General features: G+C 38.6%; 22 protein-coding genes. 10 read left to right on the forward strand and 12 right to left on the reverse strand.

Features of this window, described 5'->3' with window-relative positions:
• Positions 1-129: 129 nt before the first annotated feature.
• Entirely contained in the window at positions 130-1,485 is a 1,356-nt protein-coding gene (locus tag C4F40_RS06450; protein WP_196938529.1) for an exonuclease domain-containing protein, read from the forward strand.
• On the opposite strand, the gene C4F40_RS06455 is transcribed toward C4F40_RS06450, so the two are convergent.
• The 4 genes from C4F40_RS06455 to C4F40_RS06470 are packed head-to-tail and all read right to left on the reverse strand — an operon-like array spanning position 1,482 to position 5,935.
• The gene (locus C4F40_RS06455) at positions 1,482-2,762 is read right to left on the reverse strand and encodes a M16 family metallopeptidase (protein WP_196938530.1); all 1,281 of its coding nucleotides are present in this window, start codon (positions 2,760-2,762) and stop codon (positions 1,482-1,484) included. The two genes, C4F40_RS06450 and C4F40_RS06455, sit on opposite strands and share 4 nt — an antisense overlap.
• Positions 2,752-4,005 carry a M16 family metallopeptidase gene (locus tag C4F40_RS06460; protein ID WP_196938531.1) on the reverse strand — a complete coding sequence of 418 codons (1,254 nt, stop codon included), beginning with the start codon at positions 4,003-4,005 and terminating at the stop codon, positions 2,752-2,754. Before C4F40_RS06460 ends, C4F40_RS06455 begins: the two co-directional genes overlap by 11 nt.
• Before the next feature lie 18 nt (positions 4,006-4,023).
• On the reverse strand, positions 4,024-4,923 hold the full coding sequence (gene hemF / locus C4F40_RS06465) for an oxygen-dependent coproporphyrinogen oxidase (RefSeq protein WP_196938532.1): 900 nt from the start codon (positions 4,921-4,923) through the stop codon (positions 4,024-4,026).
• 1 nt (position 4,924) lies between these two features.
• Complete coding sequence (locus tag C4F40_RS06470; protein ID WP_196938533.1) at positions 4,925-5,935, reverse strand: NAD(P)H-dependent glycerol-3-phosphate dehydrogenase; 1,011 nt, start codon at positions 5,933-5,935, stop codon at positions 4,925-4,927.
• Positions 5,936-6,129: 194 nt separating this feature from the next.
• On the opposite strand from C4F40_RS06470, the gene C4F40_RS06475 reads away from it, so the two are divergent.
• Positions 6,130-6,729, forward strand: coding sequence for a sugar O-acetyltransferase (locus C4F40_RS06475; protein WP_196938534.1), 600 nt, complete (start codon positions 6,130-6,132; stop codon positions 6,727-6,729).
• A gap of 846 nt (positions 6,730-7,575) precedes the next feature.
• Here C4F40_RS06475 and C4F40_RS06480 read toward each other — a convergent pair.
• The 3 genes from C4F40_RS06480 to C4F40_RS06490 form a co-directional block, all read right to left on the reverse strand.
• On the reverse strand, positions 7,576-9,231 hold the full coding sequence (locus tag C4F40_RS06480; RefSeq protein ID WP_196938535.1) for an ABC1 kinase family protein: 1,656 nt from the start codon (positions 9,229-9,231) through the stop codon (positions 7,576-7,578).
• A gap of 19 nt (positions 9,232-9,250) precedes the next feature.
• Positions 9,251-9,904, reverse strand: coding sequence for a hypothetical protein (locus C4F40_RS06485; protein WP_196938536.1), 654 nt, complete (start codon positions 9,902-9,904; stop codon positions 9,251-9,253).
• 86 nt (positions 9,905-9,990) lie between these two features.
• Positions 9,991-10,602 (reverse strand): WbqC family protein, encoded by a 612-nt coding sequence (locus tag C4F40_RS06490; protein ID WP_196938537.1) that lies wholly within the window; start codon positions 10,600-10,602, stop codon positions 9,991-9,993.
• A 131-nt stretch (positions 10,603-10,733) separates the two neighbouring features.
• On the opposite strand from C4F40_RS06490, the gene C4F40_RS06495 reads away from it, so the two are divergent.
• The 7 genes from C4F40_RS06495 (at position 10,734) to C4F40_RS06525 (ending at position 18,903) form a co-directional block, all read left to right on the forward strand.
• Positions 10,734-11,606, forward strand: coding sequence for a lysophospholipid acyltransferase family protein (locus C4F40_RS06495; RefSeq protein ID WP_196938538.1), 873 nt, complete (start codon positions 10,734-10,736; stop codon positions 11,604-11,606).
• Positions 11,603-12,637 carry a glycosyltransferase family 2 protein gene (locus C4F40_RS06500; protein WP_196938539.1) on the forward strand — a complete coding sequence of 345 codons (1,035 nt, stop codon included), beginning with the start codon at positions 11,603-11,605 and terminating at the stop codon, positions 12,635-12,637. The genes C4F40_RS06495 and C4F40_RS06500 overlap by 4 nt, the downstream gene beginning before the upstream one ends.
• Positions 12,638-12,743: 106 nt before the next feature.
• Entirely contained in the window at positions 12,744-14,765 is a 2,022-nt protein-coding gene (gene ligA / locus C4F40_RS06505) for an NAD-dependent DNA ligase LigA (RefSeq protein WP_196938540.1), read from the forward strand.
• 27 nt (positions 14,766-14,792) lie between these two features.
• On the forward strand, positions 14,793-15,671 hold the full coding sequence (gene dapA / locus C4F40_RS06510; RefSeq protein WP_196938541.1) for a 4-hydroxy-tetrahydrodipicolinate synthase: 879 nt from the start codon (positions 14,793-14,795) through the stop codon (positions 15,669-15,671).
• Between the two features lie 53 nt (positions 15,672-15,724).
• Positions 15,725-16,129, forward strand: coding sequence for a hypothetical protein (locus C4F40_RS06515; protein WP_196938542.1), 405 nt, complete (start codon positions 15,725-15,727; stop codon positions 16,127-16,129).
• Between the two features lie 22 nt (positions 16,130-16,151).
• Positions 16,152-17,474 (forward strand): type IX secretion system plug protein, encoded by a 1,323-nt coding sequence (locus tag C4F40_RS06520; protein ID WP_196938543.1) that lies wholly within the window; start codon positions 16,152-16,154, stop codon positions 17,472-17,474.
• A gap of 4 nt (positions 17,475-17,478) precedes the next feature.
• Complete coding sequence (locus C4F40_RS06525) at positions 17,479-18,903, forward strand: amino acid permease (RefSeq protein ID WP_231389944.1); 1,425 nt, start codon at positions 17,479-17,481, stop codon at positions 18,901-18,903.
• 24 nt (positions 18,904-18,927) lie between these two features.
• Here the strand turns inward: C4F40_RS06525 and C4F40_RS06530 are convergent, their stop codons facing one another.
• Entirely contained in the window at positions 18,928-19,716 is a 789-nt protein-coding gene (locus tag C4F40_RS06530; RefSeq protein WP_196938544.1) for an SDR family oxidoreductase, read from the reverse strand.
• Between the two features lie 183 nt (positions 19,717-19,899).
• The gene (locus C4F40_RS06535) at positions 19,900-20,370 is read right to left on the reverse strand and encodes a hypothetical protein (protein ID WP_196938545.1); all 471 of its coding nucleotides are present in this window, start codon (positions 20,368-20,370) and stop codon (positions 19,900-19,902) included.
• A 153-nt stretch (positions 20,371-20,523) separates the two neighbouring features.
• Between C4F40_RS06535 and C4F40_RS06540 the strand changes: the two genes are divergently transcribed.
• Positions 20,524-20,895: a hypothetical protein gene (locus C4F40_RS06540; protein ID WP_196938546.1), complete on the forward strand. Its 372-nt coding sequence runs from the start codon at positions 20,524-20,526 to the stop codon at positions 20,893-20,895.
• A gap of 117 nt (positions 20,896-21,012) precedes the next feature.
• Here C4F40_RS06540 and C4F40_RS06545 read toward each other — a convergent pair whose 3' ends face one another.
• From C4F40_RS06545 to C4F40_RS06555, 3 genes are all read right to left on the reverse strand, one after another.
• The gene (locus C4F40_RS06545; RefSeq protein WP_196938547.1) at positions 21,013-21,279 is read right to left on the reverse strand and encodes a hypothetical protein; all 267 of its coding nucleotides are present in this window, start codon (positions 21,277-21,279) and stop codon (positions 21,013-21,015) included.
• A 110-nt stretch (positions 21,280-21,389) separates the two neighbouring features.
• Entirely contained in the window at positions 21,390-22,013 is a 624-nt protein-coding gene (locus tag C4F40_RS06550; protein WP_196938548.1) for a LytS family sensor histidine kinase, read from the reverse strand.
• A 12-nt stretch (positions 22,014-22,025) separates the two neighbouring features.
• A complete protein-coding gene (locus C4F40_RS06555) occupies positions 22,026-22,619 on the reverse strand; it encodes a DUF502 domain-containing protein (protein WP_196938549.1) in 594 nt (197 codons plus the stop codon).

Genomic DNA, 22,619 nt, shown 5'->3' on the forward strand with positions numbered 1-22,619 from the left:
ATGCTGAAGATATAAAAAAAGAAGTAATTCAAGTAAATAGATTTCGAAATTAACATCAATAAATTATCGTTAGGAAACTAATCAAATTACCCATGTAAAAACACTAAAATATTTAGTAAGTTTGTATCCATGGAATATGCTATTGTCGATATAGAAACTACGGGGTCGTATGCAGGAGGAAATGGGATTACGGAAATAGCAATCCTTGTTCATAATGGGCAGCATGTAATTGAAAAATTCCAGACCTTAGTAAATCCATATCAACCTATCCCCTACCATATCCAGGTATTGACGGGAATAAGTGATGAGATGGTCGAAAATGCACCTTCTTTTCATGAGATTGCACCTAGGATATTGGAATTATTGGAGAAGCGTATTTTTGTAGCCCATAATGTTAATTTCGATTATTCTTTTATTTTTCAGGGTCTCAAATTAGCCGGGTTCAACTGGAAAGCGCCTAAGCTATGCACCGTTAGGCTTGCCCGAAAGATAATACCTAACCTAGCCTCCTATAGCTTGGGCAAATTATGTCAAAATCTCGGAATCACTATACAGGATAGACACAGAGCCCTGGGCGATGCACAGGCAACGGTGATTCTATTCGAAAAATTATTACAGGAGGATAAGGATGGACTCATTTTGTCTACCCTCAAAAAAACAAAAGAACATCGTCTTCCTACACATATTGATGAGGCGGATTTTTTAAAATTACCTGAATCGGTTGGTATATATCTCTTTCGGAATAAACCTGGAGAAATAATTTATGTGGGTAAGGCTATCAATATTAAGAAACGTGTTTTGAGTCATTTTACAGGTAATAACGTTACCCTAAGGCGACAGGCTTTTATCAATGAGATCTGCTCGATAGACTTCGAAGAAAGCGGAACGGAACTCATGGCTTTACTTATGGAATGCCAGATGATAAAGAAACACTGGCCTTCGCACAACAGCGCGCTCAAAAAATATGAACCCAAATTTTGCTTGATTCAATATGAAGACCAGAAAGGATATTTTCGTCTGTTGGTATCAAAATTCAGTAAAAATACAGCAGCTGTTCAGTATTTCGAAAGAGCTTCTGATGCAAATCAACTCCTTTTACAGCTTATAGAACTATTTGACCTCGATACTAAAATATGTTCTTTTTATTCGACGGCTCCTGAAATAAAACACAAAATAACCTATGAGAATTTACCCTCGATAGAAGAATACAACGACAGGGTACAGCAGGCAATTGATTATGTGAATGGAAAAAAAAGCACTTTTTTATTAATGGATCAAGGCCGCCATTTGGACGAAAAGTCTTACGTATATTATAAAAACAATACGCTGCATGCTTTTGGATTTATTGACGCTTCAAATCAGGCTGCGCAAATGGAAGATTTGATAGCAGAACAAGACCGCTGCGTGAGTAATTATTACATGACGAGCCTTGTTCTGCAATATGCTGAAAGATTTCCGGGCAAGGTAATCACTAATCTGGACTAATCCATTTTACCCACGACGATTTTCATTAACTTAGAATAGTCAAAATAGCGTATAGCAATATCTTGCACGTTAGCCGGTGTAATTTCTTGTATCACCTTATTATAGTAGCTATAATAATTCAAATCAAGCCCTGAAAAGTAAACTGCCTTAAACTTATCGACGTGCGAAAATATACTTTCCAATGACCCCAACATTGTGCCCAGCAAATAGTTGCGCACCAACTCTACTTCTTCTACCGAAGATTGCTGCTGTCGAAGATTTTCGAATTCATTTTCAATCTCGGCCAAGGTGGCGTTCGTCACCGCTGTGCCCACTTCAGAAGCAATGGTAAAGAAACCTTCATATTTCAAACTCCCAACTGCCGACCCGATGCTATAGGTATAACCTTTGTCCTCACGTATATTTGTCATCAAACGGGAGCCAAAGAAGCCTCCTAGTAAGGTGTTTACAAACTGGACAGCAGGAAAATCGGCATGCGCTCGATTTACCATCAATCCGCCCATACGAATAGCCGATTGTAACGCTTCTGCTTTCGATTCCAAAATAAGTTTACCTTCTGGCATGACCAGCTGAAAAGAATGTGGATGTACAATTTCAGGTGCTACGCCCCAGTTGTCCGAAAACAAATCTTCAACCATTCGAAGTACTGCATCATCTACATTTCCGGCAATAAAGAGTGTACAATTGCTAGGCCGGAATTGTTTATGGTGGAGTTCCAGCAGTACCTCCCTCTTAATGGTATCGTAAGCCTCTGGCGTCGGAACTACCCCATACCGAGTAGGACCAAATACATGCTGATAAAATAAGCGTCGAGCTACAAAATCATTCTTCTGCAACGAAATCAGTAAAGATTGCTTGTTATTACGTATATATGTATCCAGTTCTTTCTGCGGAATAATACTATTCGTCAAAATATCTTTGACCAATGGCAACACGTTATTCACATATTTGTGCATGGTATATAAGGTCAAGGCCGTATGATCAAAACTGTATTCGGGCATCAAATAGGCCCCATAAAAATCAATATGCTCTGCTATCTCTGCACTGGTATACGTCTTTGTTCCCTCTTTGAGCATGGAACAGAGTACCGTATTTAGCAACGGGTTTTCAGCACTATCAAACACATTGTCAAATACAAATTCAAATTTTATTAAATCAAGCTCTGGCGCCTGAAAAACAAAAGCTCTTAATCCGTTGGTGTACCCGATAGATTCAGGATGCACAAACGTAAGGTCTTTAATGGTCTGGAATTCTGGAGCAGTATATCTATTCAGCATGCTGCCCTCCTTTAGCGTGATATATCAAAGTTGATGAGTTTTCTTTTCGAAAAAGTTGATTTGCTATTTTCCGGATATTCTCCTTCGTAACGGACAAATATTTCCCGACTTCTCTATTATAATCTCCTGCATCTCCTAATAATTCATAATATGCCAAATTCATCGCCTTATCTAGGATGGATAACTCGGCGAAAAGCATAGTGGATTCTATCTTATTTTTCACTTTTTCCAACTCCTTATCTGCTACCTCTTCCGTTTTCAGTTTCTCCAATGCTTCCCATAAGGCGACTTCTGCCTCAGAGAGAGATACATTAGCCGATGGTTTACCTTCTACGATAAAAAGATTATCGTCGATACTTCCCATCACATACGCGTTGACTTCGCTAAACAATTGTTTTTCTTTTATCAACGAACGATATAGGCGAGAAGAGGCTCCCCTAGAAAGAATATCAGACATTAAATCCATGGTCTGGTAGTCTTCGGACAACCTCCCCGATCCATGAAATGCGATATATAGACTATCTACAGGAACATCGGCCTCTATTTCTTCCCTCCTAGCTTCTATTTGCTCAGGCTCTTGGGGAAGATCTCGATGATACGGAATACCTGCAGGGATATTTCCAAACCATTTTTCAGCTAATAAGCTAACCTGTTCGAAAGTCACATTTCCCGCCACAACCATAATGGCATTTCTTGGGGTATAAAATTTGTTAAAAAATGCCTTAACATCTTCTATCTTGGCATCCTCAATATGCTTTAACTCTTTACCTATAGTAGCCCAACGATAGGGATGCACTTTATAGGCTAATGGCCTTAATCGTAGCCACATATCGCCATACGGCTGATTGAGGTACCTTTGTTTGAACTCCTCGGAAACCACCTGTCGCTGCACTTCTAGGCTTTGTTCGCTAAATGCCAAGCTTAGCATCCGATCACTTTCCAACCAAAAAGCTGTCTCCAAATTGTTCGCCGGGAGCGTCAAATAGTAGTTTGTAATATCATTGCTTGTAAAGGCATTATTCTCTCCTCCAACTTGTTGCAAGGGACTGTCGTAATTTGGAATATGGACCGACCCACCGAACATTAGGTGTTCGAAAAGGTGTGCGAATCCTGTTTGTTCTGGAGATTCATCGCGAGCGCCTACGTTGTATAAAATATTGACAACTGCCATGGCGGTAGTATGGTCTTCGTGCACCAATACGTTCAGGCCGTTATCTAATTGAAATCTGTTGAAATTTACCATCTAATGTGTGTGTGTGAATTAGTTCACCCAATCGATATCTTTTTTTAATAAATCTAAGGTGCCTTGTTCTGCCGACCCAGGTTCAGCTTTAAAATCATAAAACCAGTTTGCCTGTGCAGGCAAACTCATTAATATGGATTCAATGCGTCCATTTGTTTCTAAGCCAAATTTAGTCCCCGAATCGTATACCAAATTGAATTCGACGTAACGACCGCGACGTAGCAACTGCCAATCCTTTTCGCGTTGGCTAAAACTACGTGTACGGTTTTTGTTTACCAAGTCTATATAGGTAGGTGCAAATATACGACCTAAATCACAGGAAAAATCAAAAATCTGCTCAAAGATCATACCCGTCTTTTCGGGTGTAAGTTTGTCGTAAAAAACACCTCCTATCCCTCGCGTTTCCTCCCGATGCTTGATGAAAAAATAATTGTCGGCCCAGGTTTTAAAATCGGAATAAAACTCAGGATGATGCTTATCGCAAACCGATTTAAGCTGTTGATGAAAAAAACGAGCGTCTTCCTTCACCACATAATGTGGTGTCAAATCTATACCACCACCAAACCATCTCGTTTGTTCATTTAATTCAAAATATCGGATATTCATATGAATTATGGGAACATGCGGATTATTGGGATGAATAACGATGGAAACTCCTGTGGCGAAGAATTCATCTTCTTCTACCCCGAAAGCTTTCTTAATAGCTGCAGGCAGTTTGCCGTGTACAGCTGAAAAATTAACGCCTCCTTTTTCAATGATATTTCCATTTTGCAGGATCCGCGTGCGGCCACCGCCGCCGCCATCACGTTCCCATAATTCCTCCTGAAATTTTGCGCCACCATCCAACTTTTCCAAGGCTTGCGTAATTTCATCTTGTATAGTCATGTAGGCATCTGCGATATGTCCTTTTGAGATCATGTTATGTTAATTTTTCAGCTAATTTTGACACTTCAAATATGGCGGGCCGATGATTATATAATACCTCATATACCATATTACATATTGGCATTTCTAACTTGTTTTTATGGATAATGCTCTGAATACAACCGGAGGCATAGTACCCTTCGGCAACCATATTCATTTCCAACTGAGCAGATTGTACAGTATACCCCTTACCGATCATATTACCAAAGGTTCGATTGCGGCTAAATTGCGAATAAGCAGTTACCAAGAGATCGCCAAGATAGACGGAAGCATTTATTTCCCGGTCGGCAGGATCAATTTTCTGCACAAAATACTCCATTTCCCGAATAGCGTTTGAAACCAATACCGCTTGAAAATTATCTCCGTAACCCAATCCATGGCATATGCCTCCCGCCAACGCATATATATTTTTTAAAACTGCACCATATTCAACACCCAAAACATCATCCGAAATATTGACATTAATATACCTGTTAGATAGTAAATCTGCGACAATTCGCGCCTTATTTTGATCTTTGGAGGCAAATGTTAAGTAGGAAAGTTTCTCCTGAGATACCTCTTCGGCATGACAGGGACCACCTATTACAACAATATGGTCCAATGGGACGCCATAGGTTTGATTTAGGTATTCGCCAACGATTAAATTTTCGTCCGGGATTATTCCTTTAATGGCCGAAACGATAATTTTCCCTTCCATATCTTGATTCTCCACCCCTCTTAACGCGAGCTTTAAGTAAGCTGCTGGTGTATTTAAGATTACAATATCAGTAGACAGTATTGCTTTTCGAGCATCGGACATTACATGATTCTCATCTAGCTTCACCTCTACCGCACTAAGATAAGTAGGAGTGTGTCGGTACCTATTTATGTATTCAACATCTTCTTCTTTACGTACCCACCAAAAAACTTCTTTTTCTAATTTATTGTCAGCTAACATCTTAACCATCGCAGTAGCCCAACTGCCGCTTCCTATGACACTAACAGTATGTTTAGATATTTTTTGCATATTCAAAACCATGCGCAAAGATACTTAATATTACGTGAAAGACTATCGATTATGCCCCCCATTATATCCACTTAGGTACAAATATGAATACGCGACACCGATATAAAAAAGTCCCTTTTTATTATCTTTGTTAGAATTAATTGCTATATCTAATATCTCAAGTCTAACATCTCATATCTAACATCTAAGTACTAATGATTACTGAAAAGAAAAAAATGATCGCCGGAGAAGCATATTTTGCAAATGATAAAACACTTTCTGAAGACAGATTACTCGCGCAAACATTATGTTTTAGGTTTAATCAATTGGAACCACGACAAGTAAAGGCAAAAAAACAGGTCATCAAAGATCTATTTGGCAAAACAGAAAAGATGTTTTATATAGAACCTCCATTTCGCTGTGATTACGGTTACAATACTGAAATTGGCGAAAATTTTTACGCCAATTATAATCTCACCGTCCTGGATTGTGCACCTGTTCGCATTGGCGACAATGTAATGATAGCACCCAATGTTTCTTTATTCACAGCGGGACACCCAATTCATCACGAACTGCGGAATACGGGACTGGAATACGCTATTCCGATTACTATCCGTGATAATGTGTGGATCGGTGGTAATACAGTTATTAATCCAGGTGTAACTATCGGTGAAAACACAGTTATCGGCTCTGGATCAGTGGTTACCAAAGATGTCCCCGCAAATGTAATAGCAGCAGGTAACCCATGCCGAGTTCTGCGAGCGATCACCGATGAAGAAAAAGATTATTATTACAAACAGCGAAAAATTAAATAAATTTTTAACCTAAATTAATATTATTTTTTATATGTTAATCTACACCTGTAAAACGAACCAGCTTTCCATATGGTATCTTTACAGACTTCTTTCACATTTCTTAATACGAAGGAAATCAAGCGAATTTTTCAGGGGCATTGTTAGTCGTAAATGAACGATTAATTTAGTCAGTTTGTCGCTCGCCGCGACGGGGCTTTCATTTTTTCTTAATAAAAAACGAAACAAAAAATCAAGGCTGATACCGTATTTGTCGTTCCGGCGACGAGATGATGCACAGCGCAGCTCTTAGGCCTCCAGCGCTTAAGCCCATTTCAAAGGCTGAGACCCGCTTGGCCAATTCAACTCGAACGTTTCTACATCGCATCCATCTGCTGCCTTCCCGTCCAAATCCGCTTAGGCCATTTTTCTTCGCTTCTATGGATGAACTAGATGGTATCAACAAATGCACAATCCTCACATTTCCGAAAATGTCGCCTTAGCCATTTGCCGTTAGCAGGAGGAAGCATGAACCATTGTCGCGAATGGGTACAGCGACACGCTTTTGCACACTTTTGGCAAGACAAAAGTGTGGACCCGTCGCGGTCTAAGCGACAAAAAACACTGAATAGGATTTTAAAAAGTGAGCTAAGAAAACCGTTCATTTTTTAATATCCGCCCTACTTTTTAAGACTGTAACCAAGATTGAACAGCGGATATATTAAGCTACCCTAACAGTAGTGCAAAAAAACCGAAACGGGAACTTCAGGATTTTTAAACCAATTATTAACCTAAATTATGAAATTTAAATTTCACGATCTATTGTAAAAAAAAGATTTAACTTACGTTATTATGTGTACTAAATCATTACTATTTACTTCTAACCAACTGTACCAACAGGATAAAGCTCAAAACAAAACTCATTGTAAAACCCAGCCACGAGATAATTGGCATACCCCATAATAAATACCCTACCCTACCGTGCGCTAATATACTGGCACCGACACCGAACGTCATGGCTAAGATAGACAGCAAAAATTTATTCCCTATTCGGTGAAAGATAAGCTGAAGGTGATCGAAATCCCTGATCTTATGATTCAACGTGATCTTATCATTCTTCAGCTTTTCGAGCAGGGATAATAAATCCATGGGCACATCTATCATGACATCCTTTAAAAACAGCGCCTTTTCTTTTAACTGCTCTGCCAAATACTCTGCAGAAAACTTTTGATCGGCGATCTTTTTCGCAAAAGGCGAAATACTTTCGGGAATATTCAACTCCGCATTTAACTGCCGGCCAGTACCTTCTAATATAGACACACCTCGTAACAATACGTATACAAAATCAGGCATCAATATATGATTAGTCTGCAAAATGACATTTAATTTCTGTAACATAACAGCAATTTTAATATCGTCAAGCGCATTCTGCTTAATCATTTCAAAAATTTCGTAAGCATCTCTTTCGAGGCTGCGCTCGTCTTCAATATGGTGCGCTATCGCAAGTTTTTTGATATTTTTCAGAAGTCCTTTCGCGTCATTCATCAGAAAATTAATCACCATGGACTCGATTATTTTTCGATCTTGTGGCACCATAAATCCCATCGCTCCGTAATCCAAGAAAACGATCTGTCCTTTTCTGTTTACAAACACATTTCCGGGATGGGGATCGGCATGGAAAAATCCATGTAACAGCAGTTGTTCAAGGTAGAGGTCCAATACATTTTGAAGAACGGATTTTGGAGGGAGACCAAATGTCGCTAAACCCGCTATATCATTTACTTTTACCCCATCGATAAGCTCCATGCATAGCATCTCATCAGAGCTATATTGGCGGTATACCTTAGGTACATGTGTTTCCTTATTCCCTTTGAAATTTCGTCTGAAACGCTCAATATTATTGAGCTCGTTCGTAAGGGAGAGTTCTTTTAACAATGAATTCTCGAACGAAACAGCTATCTGATAAAGGTTCATTTTATTAAAAATCTCATATTTTTTTTCCAAAAGTTTCACGAGGTCTTTAATAAAATCTAAATCCGCACGAATAATCGCATCGACATCCGATCGTTTTATCTTCAAAATGACAGATGTTCCATCGCTCAGTTGTGCTTTATACACCTGCGCGATGGATGCTGCTGCAATTGGTACAGGATCGATAAACGCGAAGTGTTCATCAGGTTCTATATCAAGCTCCAGATTTAAACGAAAGTTGATATCAATATCTTCCGTAGGAACATTGTCTTGTAGTTTTATAAGTTCTTGGCGAAGATCTTCTGGAATAATATCTGCCCGATTACTTAGCAATTGACCCAATTTAATGAAAGTCGGGCCCAATTCTTCTATCGCCAATCGGATACGGACATTAAAATCTTCTTCAAATATTTTACGCGTATGATTGTTCCAAAGTAAGAAACTGTCCGGGAGTATACGGTCGATATTAGATCTAGAGATCGCTTCATCAAATCCATATTTCGATAAAATTTTAAGAATCTTGCCTATTCGCTTTATTTTTTCAAGTCCGTACATGCCTTCAGCATTTTATTACTTATTTAGATGGCAACAATATGTCTACCACTTTTTCGCCTAATCGGGTGATATCTGATTTCAAGCCAACCATTACCGTGAGCACATGTACTGGATTTCCCTGTATCTTATTTACATTATACAAGTATCCCATTTCGGCCCCAAGGAAAAAGCCTTTAAATTTGTAATCGGCACCTACGCCCAGTTTGGTGCCAAACGCCATTGAATACTTACTTTCCATAATCACTTTATTCCCTACATCATTTGCGCGGGGCTCAATAACCAACCCTATTGTTGGCCCCAGATACGCGTAGGTATTTAATTGGTCATATTGCTTACGCATGCCACCAGCAAGGCTAAGCATATAGAAAGTGGATCGGCCATTCTCCACCATTCGATTATACTCAGCATCATCTATCAACTGGTTGTAGTTAAACGACATTAAGTACAAAGCGGGATAAAGATAGTATCTTGGATTCTTTAATGTGATATCTAGCCCCATACTTCCCGAGAATAACTTCGGAGATAATACGTTTTTCGTTTTGCCCAATGGAATACCAATCCCAGTCCCCGCGAAATAATAAACCTTCTTGTAATGTAGTGTATCCGTTCCGCTTTGCGAAAAGGCTAGGCCATACGAAAAAATAATAACCAGGATAATAAATAGTCTTTTCATCAATCTTCAATACAGTTTGTTATGTAACAATAAATTAAGCAAAAAGGTTTGAAAAGAAAGATTTAATTTTTTCCGCAAGTTTTTTTTTATAAATAATTTTTGCTTTGCGGTCCCTGATTGAAAATCAAATCTATAATACTCAGTTCAGGGATAAAACCCAATCTATCATTGAACACCTGAAAATATGGTTTTGGTGCTTCAAAAATGGAGGGTCTTTTGGGGTGAATAAGACTTCTGTAATCCAGCATGTCGGGGGGAGTCTTCTTATAGCTATCCGTAAAGGAAATACTTTTATTGATTTTCATTAGTTTTAAGATTAGTTCCAGCTGCGACAGATTGTAATCAAACAAAAACTCACTTTTTTTTTCATAAAACCTTGCAAACTCGTCCTCGTAGAATTCAAAATACGCTGAACTTCGGTATGCCGTCTGTAAGCTCTGCCAATGCAATCGCTGCCAATCGTGGTCATAATTGATTCGGACATCTTTCATAGCTACATGTTCCTTACGACCATGTATTATGGGAACAAAAAGCTCTAAAATGCCGTTGGCTGTGGCTATTTTCGCACGAGTTCGATAAGTTTGTTTCGGATAATGTTCATACTTATCCAAAACAATAGGAAAATCGTGTTTATAAATTGCATGAAAATAAGATACTGGAGGAAGATACGTTGCCGATAATAAGAGCTGAGTAGACATAAACTAAAATTAACTATAAATTATGACGCAAAAATAACTTTATTTAAGGATTATACGCAACTGAATAAATTGCTTTTATATGCAACTTTATCTAAGTTTGTACCTCAGATCGTATGCAGCAAACCGTATTGATGAATAAAAAGATTATTTCGGGTTTACTATTTTGTTTTTCTTTGCTGCCTTTTTGGGCATTGTATATCCTATCCGATTTTTTGTACTTTGTTATTTATTACGTCTTCAAATATCGAAAATCGATCGTTATTAGCAATTTACAAAACTCTTTTCCTGAGAAATCAGAAGACGAAATTCATCAGATTGCGAAGAAATTCTTTCGCTATTTCCCTGATATCATCGTGGAAGCGTTAAAAATGCGAACCATTACAGAAAAACAAGTAATCAATCGCATTGAATTATTAAATCCCGAAGAAGTGTACAAGCATTTTGAAGTAGGAAAATCTGTAATCGGCGTGACAGCGCATTATGGAAACTGGGAGTTGGGAATCTACCGAATGTCGCTTATGACGAAATATCCTCGTCTAATTATTTACAAACCGTTGAACAATAAAGATTTTGATCAGATATACAATAGTATACGCACACGCTTTGGAGCAACGATGGTGCCGATGAAGCAAATTTTACGTCACTTGGTCAGGTTAAAAAATCAACGCAAAATGAGTATGTTTGTAGCTGATCAAACTCCCCTGCATCAAGACTCAGACTATTTCATGGAGTTTTTAAATCAAGACACCTTGGTGTATACCGGTGCGGAACGGATTGCTCAACTAACGGAAAGTCCGGTAGTATATTGTCACATCGGTAGAAAACAAAAAAGAGGCCACTATTATTGTAAATTTACTACATTAGTAGAAAATCCATCCACGCACCAAAAACATGAAATAACGCAAATTCACAATAAATTCACAGAAAAAATGATCTGTGGAGAGCCGGCATATTGGTTGTGGACACACCGTCGTTGGAAAAGAACAAGAACAACTGAAAAATGATAGAATATCCCAAAGTTGCTGTTGTCATATTAAATTGGAACGGTAAATTTTTCTTAGAGAAATTTTTACCATCCGTGTACAATAGTACTTACCCTAATATTGAATTTATTATCGGAGACAATGCTTCTACAGATGATTCTGTAGCCTTTGTCAGGGAATACTATCCCACAATCCGTATTATCCACAATGACGATAACTATGGATTTGCCGGTGGATATAATAAGGTACTTAAAAAAGTAGAAGCAGATTATTTTATCTTGCTCAATTCAGATGTAGAAGTAACTCCTTCTTGGATAGAACCGGTTATTGATTTTATGCAAAAAAATGACTTTGTAGCCGCACAGCCTAAAATCAGAGCATATCATCAACGGGATTATTTCGAACATGCCGGGGCCGCCGGAGGACATATCGATTATTTTGGTTACCCATTTTGTAAGGGTCGTATCCTCAATATTACCGAAAAAGATGAAGGTCAATATGATGTGGAAAATGAAATTTTTTGGGCAACCGGAGCCGCTTTATTCATTAAATCAAATGCCTGGCGGGAAGCAGAGGGATTTGATGCAGATTTTTTCGCACACATGGAAGAGATTGACTTATGTTGGCGACTTAAAAAAATGGGTTATAAAATTGGCTATACCCCAGCATCCGTTGTATATCATGTGGGCGGCGGCACGCTAAATACAAGCAACCCCAAAAAGACGTATCTTAATTTCCGTAATAATCTTCTTATGCTCCAAAAAAACCTTCCTTTTTGGCGTGCATTAGCAGTCATTTGGACTCGTTTGTGGCTGGATCTCGTCGCTTTACTGCATTTTCTCGCGGAAGGAAAACCACGGGACGCATGGGCTGTAAGCCGTGCTCACCAATATTTCTTTCTATATTTTTTTAAAACAGCATTAAAAAGAAAAAAATATAATGCCATAGAAAACAAAACGGGACTTTATAAAAAATGCATAATTTGGGATTTTTACACGAATAAAATACAAAAATACAGCAACCTGTCTGTAAATAATTTCCACAAGAAGTAGCAATACCGAATTTTAATAACTTCAAACTTTTCTCACGTAATTTTAATGGGTTAAAATATTGGTATAAAATTATTTTCCCCCTTAAAATTTCTTATTTTCGTAACCTATGTCGCAAGATATTCAAGATAGAATTTTAAAATTAACAACAGAATTAAATGATTATAATTACCAATATTATGTATTGGCAAATTCTGTCGTTTCTGATTTTGATTTCGATAAAAAACTCAAGGAATTAGAGGCATTAGAAAACGAATACCCCGAATATAGAGACCCTAACTCTCCCACATTAAAAGTGGGCGGAGACATTACCTCTAAGTTCAATACCGTGGCCCACCGCTGGTCAATGCTGTCGTTAAGCAATACCTATAATGAACAAGAGCTTAGGGATTTTGATGAGCGGGTACAAAAAGCCATAGGTCATCCCGTAGATTACGTTTGCGAACTCAAATTCGATGGGCTTTCGATATCCATCACATTTGAAAATGGCAAACTGGCACGAGCCATCACCCGTGGAGATGGAACCCAAGGTGATGAGGTCACCAACAATGTAAAGACTATACGGAGCATTCCGCATCAATTAAAAGCTGGAGCATATCCTCCCTCTTTCGATATTAGGGGGGAGATATTTATGCATAAATCAGCTTTTTTGAGGCTCAACAAAGAACGGGAAGATAACGGGGAGCAAACGTATGCAAATCCTAGAAATTTTGCTTCGGGAACGATTAAGCTCCAAGATTCTGGCGAAGTCGCAAAAAGACCACTAGATTGTTTCCTTTATTTCTTGTATACCGAAAATAGAAATAGAATTTTCGCCACGCATTGGGATAGCCTTCAAGCAGTAAAAGAGTGGGGATTTCCGGTATGTGATGAAACGAAACTTTGCACTTCGATTGATGAAGTACTCAATTTTGTTCATTATTGGGATATCCAAAGACACCAGTTGACATATGATATTGATGGAATTGTCATCAAGGTAAACGAATATGCCTATCAGGAGGAATTGGGATTCACGGCAAAATCGCCGCGATGGGCTACTTCTTTTAAATTTAAGGCCGAACGCGTAGAAACAATTCTTAACAGTATAAGCTATCAGGTCGGTCGTACCGGAGCGGTAACACCTGTAGCCAACCTGCAACCCGTTTTATTGGCAGGTACTACAGTAAAGCGCGCTACACTGCACAATGCAAATGAAATAGCACGATTGGACTTACACGCAGGAGATACCGTTTTTGTAGAAAAAGGAGGAGAAATCATTCCAAAAATCATAGCCGCTAATCCCGAAAAAAGACCCGTCGATGCGAAAGCTATCCAATACCCTACGGCATGCCCCGAATGCGGCACCACGTTAGTCCGTCGCGATGGCGAAGCCGTTCATTATTGCCCGAATGAAGACGGGTGTCGTCCGCAGATCGTTGGCAAAATGCAACATTTCATCGGCCGCAAAATGATGGATATTCAGGGATTGGGCAAGGAAACGATTGAAACTTTTTATCGATTGGGTTTAATTAGACGCATATCGGATCTGTATTCACTAGCTACCCGACAGGATGAATTAGTCAATCTAGAACGGTTCGGTCAAAAGTCCATTGACAATATGATTGCCGGATTGGAAAAATCGAAGGAAAAACCTTTTGAAAAAGTCTTATTCGCATTGGGAATCCGGCATGTGGGCGAAACCGTTGCCAAAAAACTGGCGCTGCATTTTAAATCGCTTGAACAACTAAAAAATGCCAGTATCGAAGATATCGCCAATGTCCAGGATGCTGGAATCCGGATAGCAGAAAGCGTTTACGAGTATTTACATCAAGACGCCCATCTCGCCGAGCTCGATAAATTAGCTCAATACGGCCTAAATTTCGCAATAGCAGAAAAAGTAATCCTCTTAGCTGGTGAGAACCTGTCTGGCAAAACATTTTTGATATCCGGTGTATTTGCTGATTTTTCGAGAGAAGAATTAGGAGCGTTGATCGAATCTCATGGCGGTAAGATGCTGAGCAGTATTTCTGCCAAATTAGACTATCTGGTAGCAGGCGATAAGATGGGACCTTCTAAACTGGTTAAAGCAGAGAAACTTAAAATTCCTATTATTTCAGATCAGGATCTATTAAAAATGATTAATCAAAATTAAACAATTATATAATACAATTTATTTAACATGAACGAGCTTCACGGCGCAGGGGTGGCATTGGTTACACCATTTAATGCAGATGGAACGATTGATTTTGAAACGTTAGGAAAGCTAATAGAGTTTCAAATTGCGGAAGGAATGAACTACTTAGTATCATTAGGCACAACTGGCGAAACTGCCACATTGACGGCTGAAGAACGAAAACAAGTTTGGGAGTTTACGGCAACAACAGTAAATGGAAGGATACCGTTAGTAGCGGGAATTGGTGGAAATAATACCGTGGAAATAGTAAAACAAGTTCAAGGATTTAGCATTCAAGGATACTGCGCAATCTTATCCGTATCACCTTATTATAATAAACCAACTCAAGAAGGAATTTACCAACATTATAAAGCTGTTGCCGAAACTTCAGCATTGCCACTGATTCTATATAATGTACCCGGGCGTACGGGAAGTAATATAAGTGCAGCGACGACCGTTCGTCTGGCAACTGATTTTAAAAACATAGTGGGGATTAAAGACGCTTCAGGCAGCTACGCCCAATTCTCGGAGATACTGCGCGACAAACCGGACGACTTCCTATTGATTTCAGGAGATGATCCCGCAACTCTTCCTATGATGGCACTGGGTGCAGTCGGAATTATATCTGTGGTGGGAAATGCGTTTCCAAGAAAAGTAAGCACATTGGCAAGATTGTGCGCCGACGGAAATTTCCCCCAAGCTCGTTTGATTCACAGCGAGTTGCTTAAAATCACGGATTTATGTTTTGTAGAAAGTAATCCATGTGGTGTGAAATATATCATGAAGCTAATGGGAATAGGTAGCGACCATGTACGCCTGCCCTTAGTACCGATCGGAGAAATGACCCAAAAAGATATTCAGAATGAGTTACAACAGATAAATTAAAATTCTTAATAACCAAACATTCTATTATCTTTATTCCTGTAAATAGATTTGTTATGACGGAAATCAATAGTACAGAGCGAAAATCTTCAGGTGTGAAAAAAGTAATAAGTTGGCTTTTGTTGATCATTTTCCTTGGTTTAGGGGCGTTCATCTATTATAAATATTATTTTGTATTCGGTGAAGGTGTCAAATCTGGATATTTAAATTATGCTGTTAAAAAAGGAAACTTATTTAAAACCTATGAAGGCAAATTAATCCAAGAAGGTTTCGGAAGCGGCAAAGCGGGGGGAATTACCAGCAACGAATTTGTGTTTTCGGTAGATGACGATTCGATCTTTCGGCAATTGGAATTAAATAGTGGCAAATTTTTCGATCTACATTATAAAGAATATCATGGCGTACTCCCTTGGCGAGGCAATTCCGTCTATATCGTAGATAGAATTGTAAATATGAAATAAGGGATATGGCAGAAATGATTGTATGAACAAACAAGCTTTTATCTTACTAACGCTATGCAGTTTCACGTTGTTGACGGCCCATGCGCAACGAAAAAAAAAGATACGTGAAGGCTTTGAACGATCCCCACAACAAGAACTGGTTTACGATAACAGGAGCTATTTAGATGCCATAAATACCGTACAGCTCTTTCCCCTAGGAAAAGAAAGCCAACTGCCTATATATACTTTGGGTAGTCAAGATCAGCTGTTGCTCTCTTTCGATGATCTTCGGGCAGATGTAAGAAGTTATTATTATGGCATCGAACATTGTAATGCCAACTGGGAGCCGAGTCGTGTGTCTCCATTAGATTACGCCCAGGGATACAACGAAGATCGTCTGGATGATTATGCGCAATCGCAGGGGACATTTCAAGCCTATACGCATTACAAAGTAGCTTTTCCAAATGAATATATACGACCGAAAATTGCCGGAAATTACCTATTAAAGGTATATGAAGATGCCGACAAAACTCGATTGGTCGTAACGCGACGCTTTTACGTCGTGCGTCCATTGATTCAGGTGGGAACTGATATCCTTCCTTCGGTACAGGTAGCAAAAAGAATGACCAATCAGAAGATTGACGTTATGCTCAGAACACCTTCGCTAAGCATTCCCAATCCCGAACGTGATATGCAGGTACATGTATTTCAAAACCAACGTGAGGACAACAAAATGGTTTTAACCAAACCTATGTTTATTGGAAATAATGAGATCAAATATAACAACAGCGAAACCTTAGACTTTCCGGGGAATAATGAATTTCGATTCGTTGATTTACGCAGTTTTCGATTGGGCTCTAATCGGGTTCAGCAGATTCAAAATGACAGTCTCATCTCGATCAATGTATTAGCCGACGAGGATTTACGGGATGCCAACTACGCTGACACCTATGATGAAAATGGAAAGTTTTACATACGCAATCTGGATTTTGAAAATCCGGAGATCCAATCCGACTATGCAGATGTCCATTTTTCACTACAGACGAATCAGAAGATAACGGGAAATATTTACCTTGTAGGTGGTTTCAATAACTTTCAACGAAATGAACACAATAGACTAACCTATAACCCGACGTCGAAAAATTGGGAGGTTGCGCTGAAGCTAAAACAAGGGTTATACGATTATGAATATGTACTCGAAACTCCAGAAGGTAAGATCATCACCAATGCGTTTACAAATAGTTTCTACGCCACCGGAAATGATTACCTAGTATTGGTATATAATAGACGTATAGGAACTTACTGGGATGAACTACTGGGTGTAGGAAAAGTGTCCATTCACAATAAAACAAACAAAAATCAATAATAAGGTGGAAGAAAAGGATGAGAATAAACAACTTAAAAGGGGCTTAAGTAACCGACATATACAACTCATTGCATTAGGGGGCGCCATTGGAACTGGGCTCTTTTTGGGAATAGGAAAGGCTGCCGTATTGGCCGGCCCTTCGGTTATATTAGGTTACGCAATTGCTGGAGTTGTTGCTTTTTTCATCATGCGCCAGTTGGGGGAAATGGTCGTAGAAGAACCCGTTTCGGGTAGCTTCAGTTATTTCGCCAATAAATACATGGGACCTTTTGGCGGGTTTTCATCAGGGTGGAATTATTGGGTATTGTATATATTGGTCAGCATGGCCGAGCTGACGGCCATTGGTATATACGTACAATTTTGGTGGCCAGAAATTCCATTGTGGGTATCCAGCACCTTCTTTTTTATCGTCATTAATTCAATTAATCTGGCCTCTGTAAAAGTATACGGAGAAACTGAATTTTGGTTTTCTATCATAAAGGTTGCGGCAATAATTGCCATGATCCTATTCGGGTCGTACTTATTGATCAGCGGATCAGCCGGAGAACGAGCGACAGTAGAAAACTTGTATAATGATGGTGGATTTTTCCCAAAAGGTTGGCTTACGAATGCCCAGGATGGTAGCTATCAAGGGTTGCTTGCTGCGCTGGTCATGATCATGTTCTCTTTTGGAGGACTCGAATTAGTAGGGATTACTGCTGCTGAGGCTGAAAACCCGGAAAAGAATATCCCCAGAGCGACAAATCAGGTACTAATCCGTATTTTGATATTTTATGTAGGTGCTTTATTTATCCTATTTTCTTTAATGCCATGGCGCACTATTACCGCCGATACCAGTCCGTTTGTAGAAGTGTTTAATGCGCTTAACAGTTTTGAATTTACGCTTTTTGATAAGACATATTACTTTACTACAATCATCGCGAACATACTGAATCTAATCGTGCTGACAGCAGCATTATCTGTCTATAACAGCTGTGTATATAGTAATTCACGAATGTTATATGGTCTGGCTGAACAAGGAAACGCCCCCCGATTTTTGAAGAAATTGAATAAAAATCATTCGCCCATTGCTGCCATAATCGTTTCGGCAATTTTGGTGGCAGTATGTATTGTCGTTAATAAGATCATTCCCGAAAAGGCGTTAGAAATTTTGATGTCGTTAGTGGTATCTTCCTTGGTAATCAATTGGATAATGATATCATTTACACACATCTATTTCAAAAAACAAAAGATAAAAGAGGGTGTTAACACGAAATTTCCGTCGCTCTTCTATCCGATCAGTAACGTGATTTGCTTGGTGTTTTTAGTTGGGGTTTTGGTAATGATGTGGTTCACCGGACTTAAGATATCTGTCGAACTTATTCCGATTTGGTTATTGATACTTTGGTTGAGTTACCTCATGGTAAAAAGGAATAAAGCAAAGTCATAACAACTTCTATTTTCCATAATTCTGTTAGAATATTGTTTTGGCAATACCGCCATCCAGCGGAATGGAAGCCCCTGTTAAAAAGGAGGCATACGATGAGGCGAGGAAAGCTACAAGGTAACCATATTCTCTAGGATCTCCTAACCTGCTCATCGGTACAGATTGCATTCTTTTTTGTTTTACCTCATACAGTGCAGTGCCTTCTTTCTCTGCCTGGGCTTCCATAAGGCTATTTAATCTGTCGGTATCGAAGTATCCGGTAAGAACAGAATTGACGGTAATACCATCTGCCGCAACAGCATTGGACAACGATTTACTCCAGCTGACCAAAGCTGTCCGCATGGTATTAGATAGCACCAAACCATCCTGTGGTTCCTTTACTGTCATGGATGAGACATTAATAATTCGGCCAAAACCTTGTGCTTTCATATGGGGCAAAGCTAAATTTGTCGTAAACACCGCATTTTGAAATAGCAATTCAAAAGCCTGCTGATAATCATCCTCTTGTTTTAACAACAGTGTTCCGCCCTGCGGACCATTCGTATTATTAATGAGCAAATCAATGGTATGCGTTTCAAAAAAATCGATGAGGGTCTTCTTATGATTAACGTAATCATTAAAATCAGTTACAATGTAGCCGTGGTTTTGACCCTGACTTCGGTCTAACTCGGCCAGAGTCGCTTCCAATTTTTCGGCAGACCTCGACATCAACGTAACTTCAGCACCACATTGCGCCAATTGTAACGCAATGGCCTTTCCCAGACCTGAAGAACTTCCGCCTACTAAAGCTTTATTTTCCTTTAATGATATTTGCATAAATTTATCTTTTAACTCCACATATCTCCAACAGCTATGAAAGTTCCGTCTAGATTCTTGATGTTTATAAATCGAGTAACCGCCAATGCAGCTTCGGCGCAAAACAAACTCGTCGCCACTGTTCGAACAAAGATTGTTAATAAAATAAATACTTTCAATAAAAAGCGAGAAAATTTTCCGGCCTTATTGTTTCGGATAGCCTTCTTCATCGAGATCATCCCGATAATCTTCCTCCGTTTGAGACAATTCGTCATCACGTTTAGAAACTTTTAGATTTTCCTCCGAGGTGACATGCATGTTGGAACGACTTAGATTCTGTTCCTTTAGCTCATCCAATTCCGCATATTCATTTCCTACCAATGGATTAGAGTTGTCGTATTCAGAAGAATCCTCCTCCGCACCTTCTGAAATTGTGGCGTAGTCTGCAGGGTGGTCCCAATCCGGATCGTCGTCATCTACATCCAATTTGTAGCTTCCTTTTTCTTCGTCAAAACTCAAATCATCTACTTCCAATGCATCATCATCATTCGGAATGCTTTCATCCTCTAAAAAGTCTTCCTCTGGATCTTCTCCTATATTATTAACCATCCTTCTGTCCTCCTGATTTTTAAATTTCATCACCGCTGTCTCGACCATCATCTTTATTCTACTCAACAGCTATTGTTATAACGCTACTCTCACTAAATAGTTTTTCGAAGACGTCAAGTTATTCAACTTAAAAAAGCTTATATAATTTTTGATCAAAACTTACTTTTTAGAAAACATTTCATTATATTTACCTAAGTCAGTTTTATAAACCTTCTTGTTATGCAGACGAAAACGGAATACCTAATCTGGGACAAAATCGTTAATAGTGCCAAACAACGTTTTGACTTTGATCTCTACGCTACTAAATTGGATCCAGATACCCTAGACAAGCTCATTCTTCATATTATCGTAGGATTTGCTTCAGGAGAATGCCATGAAAGCATCTCTACAAACCTACACAACGAATTAGTCCATATCGGCATCGATGTGCGAGACGAAATTATAGATACTATAGTGGCTGATAAACATGTCATATTTAGTGGGGAAATCTATGCTGCCTATCTCACCTTTTCGATGTTGGAAGATGGAAATAGTGAATTTGAGATATTAGGTTATGTCACCGATTTATTGGAAAGCCCTCGAATCTACTAAATACCGGAATTCTTCTTTAAGGTCTTAATCTATTTCCTTCCTGGCACAGATGGATATTTAACTATAGAAAGAAAAGAAACTTCATAGAAAAGGCCAAAATTTAAATTTTGGCCTTTTCTAAAATTCTACCGATATAAGGGCGTTCAGCGGTAGTAGCACACCATTTTTAATTTGAATATGTCTCTCCGTCAATGACCACACCGTTGTATCGACGCGCTTTGGACCATCTTCCGTTTGAAATATAATGGAGACTTTTGATTTAAATTCATTACCTAACCGTTGTGCATTGCTCAACTTTTGATTTAACTCCACTACTCGATTTATATCCGCCGGAATAATTTTATATTTACCGATCTCTTCCTTTTCTATCAATGTACCTATCATAGCACGTTTAATTTTTTAATAGACATTTTATATTTATATGTAACGATAAATATAAAAAATAGTGTTTTTAAAATACATTAATAGCAAAATATTTACAATTATATTTCATTTTATATTGGTTTAAAATCTAACGCATTCAACGGAATAGTAACCGTTGCTTTAAACGTGTTGCTATTACTATTTATCATCAGCTCATGGTTTTCCGGATAGTGATTCATTAAACGTTGCCTATAAAATTCCACAAAATCGGTATCACCCTGGTTTACCATACGATGATTAACCCGATTACTCACTTCCATTTGCACTTTTGTATGAATGATCTGGATGCGAATTTTTATTGGATAGTTTTTCATACTATTATAGCCATTATGAATAGCATTTTGAATCATCGGAAACAAAATAAAAGGATAAATCTGTAATGCAGGCATTTCCATTGGAAATTCATACTGAATATAAAAATAACCTTCCCGAATTGCTTTATACAATTCAATATACTCTTTGAGACAATCCAATTCTTCGGATAACGGTATCAGCTGATTTTCCTCTCTCGTCAAATTGGTTTGCAAAAACTGATTAAAGGTATCGGAATAAATTAGCAAACGTCTTTTCAAATATTCGCTCAATAAGGACTTATCCAACTGACTTCTCTCAAATGACAACGTGCTTTGAAATCCGGATTTAGCTAAATCGACTTCTAATTTGGTACCGAATATACGATCAATAAAACTCGACATGACGCTGCTATTTTAGATACCACTCACTCCCCCAGAAACTACTAATTTCATCGCGTCCGTCGCATTCATATCCAATTTATGTACACGTTCATTTTTCACTATAACAACCTGGCCGGCAAACGAATAAGAATATGGAAAATATACTACGACTTCATCTTTCAATCCCAGTTTACTTAGATCACGCTGTGTAAGAAAACCGATTTTCTTCATCCCCGTTTCATTCACTTCTACCAATACTGGCTCGTTGAATTTCTTGGCATCCCCTACGAAAGCTTCCGTAAAATCCTTAATTGATGAATATAACGTATTAAACAATGGTATACGCTTTATTGTACGGTTAAGCCAGTTCCGAATGGGGTCGGTAACGAGATTGGTAAAAATAATCCCCACAATAATTAGTAGAACAATGACGGTCAAAATTCCAATACCAGGAATATACAAGGGGTGACCTTCCTCATCTTCTAGAAAATGTTGTGTGATATTCAATGTATTGTCTAAAGAGGCTACGATCCAAATGATAAGGAATACAGCGCCAGCCAATGGAACCACCACCAGAGTTCCTTTAATTAAATAATACAGTAGCTTTTGAAAAATTTTCTTTATCAT

Source organism: Sphingobacterium pedocola, from assembly GCF_015209965.1.
Classification (GTDB): domain Bacteria; phylum Bacteroidota; class Bacteroidia; order Sphingobacteriales; family Sphingobacteriaceae; genus Sphingobacterium; species Sphingobacterium pedocola.

Excerpts from the sequence above, each read along its gene's own strand:
- C4F40_RS06485 (WP_196938536.1), bottom strand. The coding sequence starts at position 9,904 with ATGAAAAGACTATTTATTATCCTGGTTATTATTTTTTCGTATGGCCTA.
- C4F40_RS06540 (WP_196938546.1), top strand. The coding sequence starts at position 20,524 with ATGCAGACGAAAACGGAATACCTAATCTGGGACAAAATCGTTAATAGT.
- C4F40_RS06495 (WP_196938538.1), top strand. The coding sequence starts at position 10,734 with ATGAATAAAAAGATTATTTCGGGTTTACTATTTTGTTTTTCTTTGCTG.
- C4F40_RS06475 (WP_196938534.1), top strand. The coding sequence starts at position 6,130 with ATGATTACTGAAAAGAAAAAAATGATCGCCGGAGAAGCATATTTTGCA.
- hemF (WP_196938532.1), bottom strand. The coding sequence starts at position 4,923 with ATGATCTCAAAAGGACATATCGCAGATGCCTACATGACTATACAAGAT.
- C4F40_RS06500 (WP_196938539.1), top strand. The coding sequence starts at position 11,603 with ATGATAGAATATCCCAAAGTTGCTGTTGTCATATTAAATTGGAACGGT.
- C4F40_RS06490 (WP_196938537.1), bottom strand. The coding sequence starts at position 10,602 with ATGTCTACTCAGCTCTTATTATCGGCAACGTATCTTCCTCCAGTATCT.
- C4F40_RS06480 (WP_196938535.1), bottom strand. The coding sequence starts at position 9,231 with ATGTACGGACTTGAAAAAATAAAGCGAATAGGCAAGATTCTTAAAATT.
- C4F40_RS06530 (WP_196938544.1), bottom strand. The coding sequence starts at position 19,716 with ATGCAAATATCATTAAAGGAAAATAAAGCTTTAGTAGGCGGAAGTTCT.
- ligA (WP_196938540.1), top strand. The coding sequence starts at position 12,744 with ATGTCGCAAGATATTCAAGATAGAATTTTAAAATTAACAACAGAATTA.
- C4F40_RS06555 (WP_196938549.1), bottom strand. The coding sequence starts at position 22,619 with ATGATAAAGAAAATTTTTCAAAAGCTACTGTATTATTTAATTAAAGGA.
- C4F40_RS06515 (WP_196938542.1), top strand. The coding sequence starts at position 15,725 with ATGACGGAAATCAATAGTACAGAGCGAAAATCTTCAGGTGTGAAAAAA.
- C4F40_RS06520 (WP_196938543.1), top strand. The coding sequence starts at position 16,152 with ATGAACAAACAAGCTTTTATCTTACTAACGCTATGCAGTTTCACGTTG.
- C4F40_RS06450 (WP_196938529.1), top strand. The coding sequence starts at position 130 with ATGGAATATGCTATTGTCGATATAGAAACTACGGGGTCGTATGCAGGA.
- dapA (WP_196938541.1), top strand. The coding sequence starts at position 14,793 with ATGAACGAGCTTCACGGCGCAGGGGTGGCATTGGTTACACCATTTAAT.
- C4F40_RS06455 (WP_196938530.1), bottom strand. The coding sequence starts at position 2,762 with ATGCTGAATAGATATACTGCTCCAGAATTCCAGACCATTAAAGACCTT.
- C4F40_RS06545 (WP_196938547.1), bottom strand. The coding sequence starts at position 21,279 with ATGATAGGTACATTGATAGAAAAGGAAGAGATCGGTAAATATAAAATT.
- C4F40_RS06470 (WP_196938533.1), bottom strand. The coding sequence starts at position 5,935 with ATGCAAAAAATATCTAAACATACTGTTAGTGTCATAGGAAGCGGCAGT.
- C4F40_RS06460 (WP_196938531.1), bottom strand. The coding sequence starts at position 4,005 with ATGGTAAATTTCAACAGATTTCAATTAGATAACGGCCTGAACGTATTG.
- C4F40_RS06550 (WP_196938548.1), bottom strand. The coding sequence starts at position 22,013 with ATGTCGAGTTTTATTGATCGTATATTCGGTACCAAATTAGAAGTCGAT.